The 12422-nt window shown below is 60.3% G+C and carries 11 protein-coding genes; all 11 read right to left on the reverse strand.

The annotated features are described in order from the left end of the window. The coding region (locus tag IT585_09475; GenBank protein ID MCC6963468.1) for a tyrosine recombinase at window positions 1–870 on the reverse strand (870 nt) is incomplete at its 3' end. Between the two features lie 2 nt (window positions 871–872). Beyond that, window positions 873–1661, reverse strand: coding sequence for a ComF family protein (locus IT585_09480; protein MCC6963469.1), 789 nt, complete (start codon window positions 1659–1661; stop codon window positions 873–875). A 7-nt stretch (window positions 1662–1668) separates the two neighbouring features. Further along, window positions 1669–2331 (reverse strand): tetratricopeptide repeat protein, encoded by a 663-nt coding sequence (locus tag IT585_09485; GenBank protein MCC6963470.1) that lies wholly within the window; start codon window positions 2329–2331, stop codon window positions 1669–1671. Continuing rightward, window positions 2315–4552: a bifunctional (p)ppGpp synthetase/guanosine-3',5'-bis(diphosphate) 3'-pyrophosphohydrolase gene (locus IT585_09490; GenBank protein MCC6963471.1), complete on the reverse strand. Its 2238-nt coding sequence runs from the start codon at window positions 4550–4552 to the stop codon at window positions 2315–2317. Before IT585_09490 ends, IT585_09485 begins: the two co-directional genes overlap by 17 nt. 8 nt (window positions 4553–4560) lie before the next feature. After that, complete coding sequence (locus IT585_09495; protein ID MCC6963472.1) at window positions 4561–5580, reverse strand: glycosyltransferase family 9 protein; 1020 nt, start codon at window positions 5578–5580, stop codon at window positions 4561–4563. After that, the gene (locus IT585_09500) at window positions 5577–6320 is read right to left on the reverse strand and encodes a glycosyltransferase family 2 protein (protein MCC6963473.1); all 744 of its coding nucleotides are present in this window, start codon (window positions 6318–6320) and stop codon (window positions 5577–5579) included. The genes IT585_09495 and IT585_09500 overlap by 4 nt, the downstream gene beginning before the upstream one ends. Then, the gene (locus IT585_09505; GenBank protein MCC6963474.1) at window positions 6321–7493 is read right to left on the reverse strand and encodes a glycosyltransferase family 9 protein; all 1173 of its coding nucleotides are present in this window, start codon (window positions 7491–7493) and stop codon (window positions 6321–6323) included. Then, window positions 7462–9315 (reverse strand): ABC transporter ATP-binding protein, encoded by a 1854-nt coding sequence (locus IT585_09510; protein MCC6963475.1) that lies wholly within the window; start codon window positions 9313–9315, stop codon window positions 7462–7464. Before IT585_09510 ends, IT585_09505 begins: the two co-directional genes overlap by 32 nt. 74 nt (window positions 9316–9389) lie before the next feature. Then, the gene (locus IT585_09515) at window positions 9390–10121 is read right to left on the reverse strand and encodes a hypothetical protein (GenBank protein MCC6963476.1); all 732 of its coding nucleotides are present in this window, start codon (window positions 10119–10121) and stop codon (window positions 9390–9392) included. 2 nt (window positions 10122–10123) lie between these two features. Next, window positions 10124–10768: a site-2 protease family protein gene (locus IT585_09520; GenBank protein ID MCC6963477.1), complete on the reverse strand. Its 645-nt coding sequence runs from the start codon at window positions 10766–10768 to the stop codon at window positions 10124–10126. A gap of 117 nt (window positions 10769–10885) precedes the next feature. Next, window positions 10886–12211 (reverse strand): alpha/beta hydrolase, encoded by a 1326-nt coding sequence (locus IT585_09525; protein MCC6963478.1) that lies wholly within the window; start codon window positions 12209–12211, stop codon window positions 10886–10888. Between the last annotated feature and the right edge of the window lie 211 nt (window positions 12212–12422).

Raw genomic sequence — 12422 nt, forward strand, 5'->3', positions numbered from 1 at the left:
ATGCACAGACTTCAAGTAAGACCGATTCAACTGGGTGTAAATCTGTGTAGTAGATATATCGGCGTGCCCGAGCATTTCCTGCACCGCCCGGAGCGAGGCGCCGCCATCGACCAGATGGCTGGCGAAGCTGTGACGAAACGTATGCGGTGTAACCGCTTTGGTGATCCCGGCGCGCGTCACCGCTTTGCGCACCAGGTTGAACATCCCCATTGCCGAGAGTTGGCGCCCGAAGCGATTGAGAATGACATAATCCTGCGACTGGTCGTTGGCCAGCAGCGGACGTTCCATTTCGAGATACCGGCGCAGCCAGTGGACGGCCTCGGCGCCGACCGGCACCAGCCGCTCCTTACTTCCCTTGCCGACTACGCGCAGGTGGGCGACCTCCAGTTCGAGGAAGAGATTATTGCAGGTCAGATTGATCAATTCTGAGATGCGCAAGCCGGAACCGTAGAGGATTTCCAGGGCGGCACGATCGCGCAGGCCGAAGCGTGATTCGAGATCGACGGCGTTCATGATGCTTTCGACTTCGTCAAGAGAGAGTACGACCGGCAGGTTGCGGTACAGACGCGGCGATTCGAGGTGTTGCGTGGGATTGGCCGCAAGTATTCTTTCGCGCACCAGGAAGCGGAAGAATCCGCGGACGGCCGACAAGCGGCGCGCCATCGTGGCCGGCGCCAGACCGAGCTTACCGGAGAGAGCCAGGTACTCGATCAGCGCCGTCTTGTTGACCTCGCGCCACGACTTGATCCCCAGACTCTGAGCAAACTCGGCCAGTTGCTCCAAGTCGTGACGATACGACACGATCGTATGCTCGGCGAGATTCTGTTCGAGCGCGAGATGGTTGAGGAACAGCCCGATTTCTTCCTTCATGGTCAGAAATCCTCCGGCAGGAGCGCGTGCAATTCGGCCGGATCGACACCGTCCTCCAGCGCCATCGCCAGCGTTGCGGCCGCGACCTGCCGCGCGCCGGCTTGTTTGAGCACGAAAGCTGCGGCGTTGAGGGTCGCGCCGGAGGTCGTGACGTCATCGATCAGGAGCACGTACTTGCCGTAGAGATCGAAGGGCTCGGCCACGGCGAAGACCTCGTGCACGTTGCGGAAGCGCTCCTCCACCGTCAGGCCAATCTGATCGCGATTGCGCCGAACTTGTCGCAGTTGCTCCGGCGCGTAGGCGACGTCGAGTTGCTCGGCAACCGCGGCGGCGATGATGGCGGTCTGGCTGAAGCCGCGGCGGTGTTCCTTTCGCGGATGAATCGGCACCGCGCAGACGGCTTCGATCTCAGCGCTCAGGGGAAACGAACGCAATTGCTCGCCCAGCCATCGTCCGAGATAGGTTCCCAAGTCCGCGCGATTCTCATACTTGAAGGCCTTGACGAGGTGCGAGAAGCGATCGTCGTAGACGCTGAGCGCGTAGAGCCAGCGATATTGAGCGCGGCGACGGCAGGCGCTGCAACCGCGTTCCGGATCAGGCAGGGCCGTGCGGCAGACCGGGCACAGGGGCGACGGCAGGAGCTGCAGTTGGGCGCGGCAAGCCGGACAGAGCCAGATGTTGTCGTCAGTCGACTCGAACATCTTCCGGCAAATCTGGCAAGTCGGCGGGTAGAGAAAATCGAGGAGATTACGAACGATACTGCGGACGGAGAGTTGCGGTCCGGTGCTCACGGCGCGGCTACAAGTTCTTCAGCCGCTCGCGCACGGTCGGCGCCTGCGGCGAATCGGGCGCCACCTCGAGGAATTTGGTCCACCACTGCCGGGCGGAAGCGGTATCGCTGACGGTCATGGCTACGACACCCATGTTGAAGATTGCGATCGCATGATTCGGCTGCTGGGCCAGCGCGCGGCGGAACTGGAACGTGGCTTCTTCGAAGTCGCCAACGGCATGATAGCAAGCGCCAAGGTCAACCATGATGTCGGGTTGGAGCGAATCAAGAGTGAGAGCGCGTTCGTACATGGGAATGGCCTGGGCGAACTGACGGCTATCCATCAGTTGGTGGCCGCGCTGAACGATGCTATTGAAATCGTCGCCCAACGGCATTGTCGCGGCTGGATTCGTCGCTTGCTGTTGCGGCTGTGACTGTTGCTGTGCCGGCGGCTGCGCCGGCACGATGTTGTCCTTGGCGGCGGTGTAAACTATAAAAATGACGGCGGTCAGCAGCACGACGCCGACCAATGCCGCCCATTCCCAGCGGCGACGGCGCACAGTCTCCTTCTGCGGCTTGGGCGTTTTGATCTTGTTCAAGGCATCATAGTTGGCACCGCACTGGGGACAGTACTTGAACTCGCCGGTGCGCGCGGCGCCGCAACGGGGGCACTTGTCAGGATTCGGAGTCACTGCTGCTCTCAGTCGTTTCGGTTTCGCCGCCGTAGACGCGCTCGATGCGCACCACGCGCGGAATTTTTTTCTTGATGGCGGCAATCACGCGGTTGAGGTGACTGATGTTTTTGATCTCGAGCACGAAATTGCCGACGGACACCGGTCCCTTGGTCGACAGCTCCGCGCCGCGCACCTCGGCGTCGCAATTCGCCATCACTTCCGTGATATCGTACAAAATATTCTTCCGGTACTCAACCACAATCGCCAGCCGCACGAGGAAGTTTTGCTCGGTACCGACGTCCCACGATACGTCGACTCGCCGTTCCGGTTCTTGCGCCGCGATGATCGCGTTGACGCAGTCGGCACGGTGGATCGACAGTCCGCGACCGCGGGTGATGAAGCCGACGATCTTTTCGCCCGGCACCGGCTGGCAGCAGTTGGCGAAGCGGAACATCATGTTCCCCATCCCTTCGACTCGTATTCCCTTGCCGCCGCGCGCGCGGTCGACGAATTTCTTGATGATCGAGGGCTTCTCCGGCTGGGTCAATTCCTCGGGGAAGAGCTTGGCCATCAAACTGCCAAGCGCCAGATCGCCGGAGCCGAGTTTGGAGAACATCGGCTCAATGCCGGGGTACGACAGTGCCAGCGCGGCGTCGAGCAAATCCTCATCACTGGGATACTTGGCGTTGCGCTTCTTGATCGCGCGCTCGAACATTTCTTTGCCCAGCGCCAACGACTCCTCGAAACCTTTCTGTTTGCGGTATTTACGGATTTTCGCGCGCGCCGAGGTGGTCTTGCAGATCTTCAGCCAATCCGCCGACGGTTCCGCATGCGGCGAGGTCATTACTTCGACTTCGTCGCCCGACTTGAGCACGGTGTCGAACGGCACGAGCCGGCCGTTGACCTTGGTGCCGGTGCAGTGGACGCCGACGTTGGTGTGGACGGCGAAGGCGAAGTCGAGCGCGGTAGCACCCAGCGGCAGGTGCTTAAGCTCGCCATTCGGTGTGAACACAAACACTTCGTCCTGGAAGAGATCGATCTTGAGGAACTCCATGAATTCCTCGGGGTTGGTCATGTCCTTCTGCCAATCGAGGACTTCGCGCAGCCAGGACAACTGGCGGTCGCTCTCGTCGAGGACATGTTTGCCCTCCTTGTAGAGCCAGTGGGCGGCGATACCGTACTCGGCGATATAGTGCATCGAGGGAGTGCGAATTTGAATTTCGACCATCCGGCCGTTGGGCCCGACGACGGTCGTGTGCAGCGACTGGTAGCCGTTTTGTTTAGGCGTGGCGATGTAGTCGTGGAAGCGATCGGCCACAGGCGTCCACATCTGGTGGATGACGCCGAGCGTGTGATAGCAATCGCGGATCGTCGGTGTCACGATGCGAATCGCGATCAGGTCGTAGATTTCCTCGAACGGTTTCTGCCGCTTGACCATCTTGCGGTAGATGGAGTCGAAGTGCTTGGCGCGGCCGGTGATCTCGACCTGCAGACCCTCGTCGCGTAGTGCCTTGCCGAGGGTGCCACAGATTTCGTCGATATAGCCTTCGCGCTCGGCTCGGGTTAGATCGATTCGTTCCATCAAATAGCGATAGGCGTCGCCTTTCAAGTATTTCAAAGAGAGGTCTTCCAGCTCCCACTTGATCTTGGCCATGCCGAAGCGGTGCGCCAGCGGGGCGAAGATTTCCCGTGTTTCGGTCGCGATCTCGATTTGCTTGTCGTGCGGCAGGTATTCGAGCGTGCGCATGTTATGCAGGCGGTCGGCGAGCTTGATGATAATCACGCGGATATCGTTCGCCATCGAAATCAACATCTTGCGGAAATAGTCGGCCTGTTCTTCGGTTTTGCTCTTGTAGTGGAAATGGCCGAGCTTGGTCACCCCATCGACCAGCGCAGAAATCTCCGGGGAGAACTCGCGAGCGATCTCATCGATGCTGACCTTGCAGTCTTCGACCACATCGTGCAGCAGTCCGGCGGCGACGGTGTCGCCGTCAAGATGCTGCTCAGCCAGAATGAAGCCCACATTGAGGCAGTGTTCGATATACGGTTCGCCGGAGGCACGCTTTTGCCCCTTGTGCGCCCAATTCGAGAACTCGTACGCCTTACGCACCACCGGGATGTTGATATTGGAATTCATCGCTTCGACCTGAATGACGAATTCCGCCAGGTTCATCAACCCGACCGGCGTGCGATAGCGCGTCAGAAGATCACTGGTATTGGGGTATACGAACTTGTCCACAGTGCCGCTCAACCTGCCTTGGTAACATTATCGGCATCGAGGTGTCGGCCGATGAAGCGGGCAACTTCATCCACGCCGATCGTCTCCATCGCCGCCTGTAAATCGCCCTTCAAAGCATGTACCGGCGGCGCGAACAATTTGTTTGCCTGACCGCGCGGCCCCCAGCGGGTCGCCGCCAGCGCTGATTCCGGAGGATAGATGCCGACAGCGAAGGTGCCGACGGCCGAGGCGATGTGAATCGGTCCAGTGCTGCCGGACACCAGCAGGCGCGCGCCGCGAATCAGCGCCACGAGGGTGGGCAGGTCAGTGCGGCCGGCCACCAGGTGAATGCGGGGGTCAAGGGCACCGAATGCCGCCTCGATCAGATCGCGCTCCAGCTCGGAGCCGGTGACGAGGCACTCGATCCCGGCCTGCGCCAGTTGGCGCGTCAGCTCAGCATACCGGTTGAGCCGCCAATTCGGGGCCGATCCATGCGAGAGCGGATGCACAACGACGTATCTTCCCCCAATCGCCCCGACGTCTTCCATGAGCAGGCGCGCCGCTTCAATGGCTTCGTGATCCTTGTGCAAGTGGGGCTCAAATCGCTTCAGTTCCGGAAACACCGATTCCGCAAGTCGATAATTCAACTCCAGCTCGTGCAGACCGCTGTTTTTGCGGCCGAGATTGACGCGGCGGTTGAAGAGCAGACTATAGAAGCGTCGACCGGTGCCGATCCGCTGTTCGATTCGCGCCGACCAAGCAGCCAGTGCCAGCCACGGCCGCGGATAGAAAAAGAGGATCGCATCGGCGCCAAGCCGCCGCAGATCGCGGGAGAACGCATTGACACGGCCGGGCTCGTGCAGATCGCGGCCCGGGATTGTAATGATCTGATCCAAATATGGCTCCTTGCGGATCAGCGGCACGACATAGCGCGAGACCAGCATGGTCAACGAGATTTCCGGGTGCTGCTCTTTGATGGCGCGCGCGACCGGAATCGTCAGAATCAGATCGCCGATGGCATCGGTGCGAGCGAGGATCAGGTGCTTCATCGGCGCTCCACTTCCCAGAGTTTGGCGAACTTGACCAGTTCGTGAAAGCTCGACAGCAGCGCCAGGATCAGACCCGGGAGGCCGTCGCGCCAACCGCTTTTCAACAGGTACATCTTGACGAAGTAGGCCGGCGGCTTGACCAGCAATTGAGAGGTGGCAAAACGGCGGCCGTCTTTGTGGAGGGTCAGCGCCGACAGCGACGAATACTGGTCCATTTTTTTTAGGTACTGCGAAATGTCGCCGTAGGTGTAGTGCAGCATGTGTCCCGTCAGCTGACCGACACTGCCGTCGACCACGGCGCGTTCATGAACCCGGGCGTCGGTGAAGCGCGCCTGCTCGCGCTGGAACAGCCGCAGGATCCGGTCGGGATACCAGCCGGAGTGCATGATCCAGCGCCCAAGAAATTGGCTCTTGCGCACGAGCTCGTAGCCGGCATGTTCCCCGCCGGCAATGGCCGCCTGCACCGCGCGCTGCAGTTCTTCGTCCAGTTCTTCATCGGCATCGATCGACAACACCCAGTCGCCGGTCGCGGCATCGAGCGCCTTCTGTTTGGCAATGCCGAAACCGGAAAACGCCATCTCCAGAATCCGGCAGTTGAATTCGCGCGCAATCTCGAGTGTACGGTCGGTCGAGCCGGTGTCGTAGAGAACGATTTCATCGGCGAAGCGCACCGATTCGAGGCAGCGCCGGAGATTGCGTTCCTCGTTGAGCGTGATGATAATGACTGACAGTCGCGGCACTCAGGCCGTCCTTTGCAAAATTGACTGCCGGGTCAAGTCGGCGATGAAGTTGTCGACGGCTTCGGCCAACATCTCGTACGTGATTCCGTCGACGGCTTTCCAGTCGGGCGATTGCAGCACCCAGACACGCCGGCCGTAGGGGTGCCAGCGGGCGAGATTGAAGGTATTGCCGGTGAACATCGCGAGCAGCGGCACATCGAGGTTGGCGGCGATATGGCAGACCGAGGTGTCAACCGAGACGATGGCATCCAGATGCGGCATGAGCGCGGCCAATTCCATGATCTTGACGCCGCGCGGGAGCAAGGTCACGTTTTCGCCTCCGGCCGCGTGTGCCTTCTTGGCGAGGTGCAGCTCATTCGGTGCATACGAGACCATGAACTGGAGGTCGGGATAGCGGCGCGAGACGTCACCGACCAGCCGGATGAATTTCGCCTGGCTCAGTGTGCGGTCGGTCTTCCCCGCCGAGACGTTGAGCATGATCAGGCCGCGATAGCGGGGATCGCGAAGTTGCTGCGCCAATTCGGCACCGCGGCGCTGCTGCGCTTCGCTTAACGCCAGTTTGCCGTCGCGCACGCCGTCGCGCAGCGGAATGCCGAGCGGTTCGATGGTGGCGCGGAACATCTCGGTAATGTGCAGGCGCTTGGCGTGATTCATCGCCTCGAGCGTGTAGTAGTCGTAATATTTGCGGAATGATTCCTTGCCGATGCCGACGCGGTAGGCACGCGGCGAGCAGAGCATGGCGATGACCAGCGAGGTCACGGACGTGCCGGTCATCAGATCGACGACCATGTCGTAGTTGATCTTCTGCACCTCGCGGAAGGTTTTGAGCATGGCCGGCAGGGATTTGCGGTAAATATGAATCTTGTCCACCGAGCGGTCGAATTCGACGACCATCTGATTGACCGGTGAAGCGAGCACGCCGATGGTGATATCGGGGCGATGATGTTTGAGCGTGTGCAGCGTCGGCAACATGACCACCATATCGCCGATTTTGTCCTGCCGCAGGAACAGCACGGCTTTCACCCGGCGCGGGTCGATCGGTTTGGGGCGGCGCCGGCTGGGGCCGGAGAGCAGGCGCAAGAAGAGCCAGATAAACAGCCACTTGAACTGGATTTCGAACTCTTTGAGAAAGCGCGCCAGTTTAGGCGCTTTCCGTTCTAACTTCTGCTGCATGATTCCTCTCGAATTGCAGATCGTACAGGCGGCGATAAACGCCGTTGATCCGCAGCAGTTCTTCGTGCCGCCCCTGCTCGACGATGCGGCCGTCTTTGAGCACCAGGATCAGGTCGGCATGCAGGATCGTCGACAGGCGGTGCGCGATGACGATGGCCGTGCGGCCTTTCATCAGGTGATCGATCGCCCCCTGCACCAGCCGTTCCGACTCGGTGTCGAGCGCCGAGGTCGCCTCGTCGAAGACCAGAATTTCGGGATCCTTCATCAAGGCGCGCGCGATCGCCAGGCGCTGGCGCTCACCGCCGGAGACCATCATGCCGCGATTGCCGATGACGGTATCGTAGCCGCGGGGCATCTCCAGGATGAAGCTGTGCGCGTTGGCCGCTTTGGCTGCCTGCTCGACCAGAGCCGGATCGTACTCGGACAGCGGATAGGCGATATTGTTGCGCACGGTATCATTAAAGAGAATCGTTTCCTGCGTGACGACGCCGAGCAGACCGCGCAACGAGGCGAATGAGACGGCGCGCAGGTCGACGCCGTCGATCGTGATGGCGCCGGACTCCGGATCGTGAAAGCGGCACAACAAGTCGATCAAAGTGGATTTCCCTGATCCCGACGGCCCCACCAGGGCGACGATTTTTCCTTTCGTCAGGGCAAAGGAGACATTCTCGAGAACCGGCTCGCCGGGATTATAGGCGAAGCCGACGTTGTCGAAGCGAATTTCACGCGCGAAGGACTTGAGCTGCACCGGCTGCGGCGATTCGGCGACCTTGACGGGCGTGTCGATCAAATCAAAGATCCGCTTGGCCGCCGCGATGCCCTCGTTCAGGCGAACGTGCACGCTTGACACCGACTTGGCCGGGGTGATAATCGAGAACATTGCGCCCAAATAGAAAGTGAAGAACTTGGCGTCGAGAAATTCATTGTGCAGCACCAGCCGTCCGCCGAACCAGAGGATGACGGCAAACGCGGTCACGCCGAGCAGTTCGTTGATCGGCGTCGGGAACAGTCGCACGCGGTTGATTTTGAGCATCGTGCGGAAATAGCGCCCGGTGCGGGTGCTGAACTTGCGCGCCTCGCTGGGTTCGGCAGCGTAGGCTTTGACGATGCGAATGCTGTTGATTGTCTCCTCCAGCGAACTGGAAATGTCGGCGACTGCTTCCTGCGCGCGCGTGGAATAGCGCCGCGCGAGTTTGCCGATCTGGTAGATTCCGAGCGAGATCAGCGGCAGCACCACCAGTATCACCATCGTCAACTGCCAACTGATCACGATCATCGTGCCGAGGTAGATCAGAATCAGCAGCGGATCGCGGATCAGGAAATTGAAAGTGTTGTTGAAGGTCTCGTGGATTTTGGTGACGTCGTTCATCGCGATCGACATCAGATTGCCGGTGCGGTTGCGATGGAAGTACGGCAGCGGCAATTTGAGCAGGTGGCCGTATATTTGCTCGCGCAGATCACGGGTAATGCCCTGCTCGACATAGGCCGCGAAAAATCCCTGGAAGTAGAAAAACAGATTCTTGGCGATGGTGATCAGCACCAGCGCGATGCACAGGTTGAGCAAGGTGGCTTCCGGCGTGGCGCCATGCAGCAATGATTCGAGCGCGTGATCGAGGTGGCCCCTCAGGTCGTCGAGGAATCCGGCCGGCACCGGCGCGGGCGCTGCTGCCGTCTGGGGTGCGAACAGCGAAGTGAACAGCGTGGCGGCCAGATAGATCAGCATCGGCGAGGTCAGCGCAAACAGCACCATAAACACCAGCGAAAGAATCAGGTGCTTCCGGTACGGCAGGAAGTAGCGATACAGGCGCAGGGCCGGGCTCATGGTATGACGCACTCCACCATTAGTTGCCTAAGGTAGGCGGAAACAAGCGATTTGTCAAACCGGCAATCGGTGGGTCACTGCGACATACCGGTCAGCAGTTCGACAACCTCGTCGCGGCTGACGGCGGTGGCAGTGGGGGGAATCTCGAGCGTGAACTTGGCGGCCGGAATATCGCGGTTAAAGCTGACGCTCTGGAAGAAGAGGCGCGCGCGGAATTGGCCATCGCGTGACACGAGTTCGGCTTCATCAGGTTCCAGTGGCGGCGTGTGCTTTGCGTCGATGCCGATTCGCGCATTGAGTGCAAGTTCGTGATCGCGATCGATGGCTTGCTGGCGCAGAAGGTTTTTGCTTTGGCGGTAGTCGACCTGCCAGTGCGCCGTGTCAGGAAGCAGAATCGTTCCGCGCAGCAGCGCCAACAATGCGTCGATCACATGCGCCGACTGCTGCAACTCGCCGGCATCCAGATCGCTGCGGCTGCCGTGGAAGAAGCGGTTTTCGCGCGGGAAATAGGCCGTCAGGGAGTCGCCGCTGATTACCGCTTTGAGCACTGCCTGGCCGAGGAAGCCGCGCAGGTAAAGCGAGGTGTGCGCCGGGGCGGCGCTGAAGACCTCGACGCGGAAATCATCAAACTTGCCGTCGCGCTGCGCCTTGACACGCACCAGCGCGGCGAAGCTCTGGGCTTCCGTTTCTTGCCGCGCCACGAGTTCCCGAAGCTCCAGAGATGGAGAGTCGGTGAGGACACCGCGCGCAGCACAGCCGCTCAGAATCAGCAGCCCCGCCATGCCCACCCAAATCAGTTTGTGCACGATCAGGTCAGGGGAAAGCCGGTCAGGAGATTGACGGTGGTCTTGACAAACGGTCCGATGATCGCCCAGATCGGCGAGATCGGAAAGACGAAGCCCATGAAGATGATCCCGAGCAGGATCATCGGGCCATAACGCTCGAGTCCGATGGCGAAGTTCTCGTACTCGGGCGGCAAGAGCGCGATCAGCACCTTGGAGCCGTCCAGCGGCGGCAGCGGAATCATGTTGAAAAACGCCAGCGAGCAATTGATCACGATCATCAGATAGACAAAGTTGTAGCCCACCGACAGGTCGCGTTCACCCAGACCCACGTGCGGCAGCAGGTGGAACAGCACGGCCGCCAGCATGGCCAGCATGATATTCGAGATCGGACCGGCGAGGCTGACCCAGAGTGTCCCCTGCCGCCAGTTGCGGAAATTGGCCGGGTTGATCGGCACCGGTTTGGCCCAGCCGAACCGGAAACCGCTGGCGATCATCATCAGCACGCCCATCAAATCCATGTGTGCGATCGGATTGAGCGTCAGCCGCCCAAGTGCCTTGGCGGTGGGATCGCCCAACTTGTACGCCGACCAAGCGTGCGCGAACTCGTGCACGGTCAGCGAGAGAAACAGAATCGGCAAGGCAATGATCGCTTGTTGCCAGTCAATCACAATCGGGTCCTCCGAACATCACCCTCTATAATACGATTTCAGCGCAGCCGTTCCCTATAAAATTGCGGGTGGACGAGTGCCGCAACACGGCGGCGGGATGGATTAATCAAGTGGTGTTTAGTTGAGTGCTTTGATCCACGACGACGGTGCATCATCGAGGAGTGGCGGACGTTGCGACCAGACCCAGAATCCACGCGGCCAATCCCACTTGCCGCCGCGTAAGGTCTGATAAGTCGCAACGGCATGTCCGAGATTGGGGATCACAACGGCTCGAAATGGCCGGCCCGCTGACTTGACGCAGGTTTCCATCAAGGCAAGATTGCTCTCCGGCGCTACGTGAGTATCGTTGGCAGCGAACAGTGCCAGCACGGGGCATGGGACGCGTCGCAGATCGGGCGCGGGGTCGTAAGCGTTGAGTCGCCACCAGGTCAGATCGGCATCATCGGCGGAATCGGCGAAGTGGCCAAAATCGCTCCAACCGACCCGGGCGGCGGAGTAGGAACGTTTCTTGAAGTTGGTGAAGTCGATCTTCTCGTTGACCAGTTCGAAGTACAGTCGGGCCTGCGCGGCGGCCGAGTCGATTTGCGGCTCGGTGAATTCTGCGGCGCGCATTGTCCGCGCCAGGCCGTCGAGTTCCTGCGCTTCGACGCTGAGTGCCGGACCTTGAAACAGCACCAGGAAGTTTACTTGCGAAGATCGCGCGGCGGCATTCGTCGCCACCCAACCTCCGCGACTGACGCCAATCAACCCGGCACGATCCGACTTGATTCCCGGCAGAGTGCGCGTCTCGTTCAGCACTGCGAGAGCATCGTCCGCCAGCTCAAAGAGCGTAGCCTCGCGGTTCCCGGAGGACTGCCCTTTCCCCTGCTGATCGTAGAGCACCACGGCTATGCCGCGTTGCGTCAGCGCATAGGCATGGGAGCGATAGACCCAATCGGCCCGGGTGCTGTCACCGCCGCCGTGCACGATCACGGCCAAGGGGAACGGGCCGGCGCCGCGGGGCTTGAACACCGTTGCCGATAGCGCGGCCTCCCCGCTGTTGATCGTGACATCCGTCTTCGTAAACCACAGCTGCAGAGGTGCGGTAGCACGTTTCAGATGCAGTCGTACCGGCGGACCCCATTTCGTGTTGATGCCAGTCAGTTGTTCGATGTCGGCGTGCGGAACCAGCTCGAAGCGACCATAGTTGAAGCTTAGCGTAAGCAGAGAATCTGAGACTTCGATGTCGCGGAGCAGCTCTTCATAGATTGCCAGCTCCGGAATCGCGTAGTAGCCACTCCAGCCGTCGGGGTTGACGGAGAGATCTACCAAGACCTCTTGGATGGCGCCGTCGCGCACAAAAGCGCCTTCCCACGAGCCGGCGAGCCACTTGGTGTCGGCCTTGAGCGTGACCTGAGCGAAGAAAGCAATTCCGATAAGCCAGAGAGTTGTCAGCGGTCGCACGCAAAGTCTCCCAAAAAAAAACTGTCGCCAGATTCTACGCCGCCGGACCGGCGAAGTTGCCCGCTGCTGTCGAAAATCGAGTACAAACAAATCCGCCGCCCGAAGGCGAGCGGCGGGAATAATCGAGGTGTGCGTCGCGGTGACTTAGGCGTAGACGCCGCGCAGCATGATGACGTCAATCACGCGCTTGAGGCCCAGCATGAATGCCGCG

It is taken from the genome of Candidatus Zixiibacteriota bacterium (assembly GCA_020853795.1).
Classification (GTDB): domain Bacteria; phylum Zixibacteria; class MSB-5A5; order CAIYYT01; family CAIYYT01; genus JADJGC01.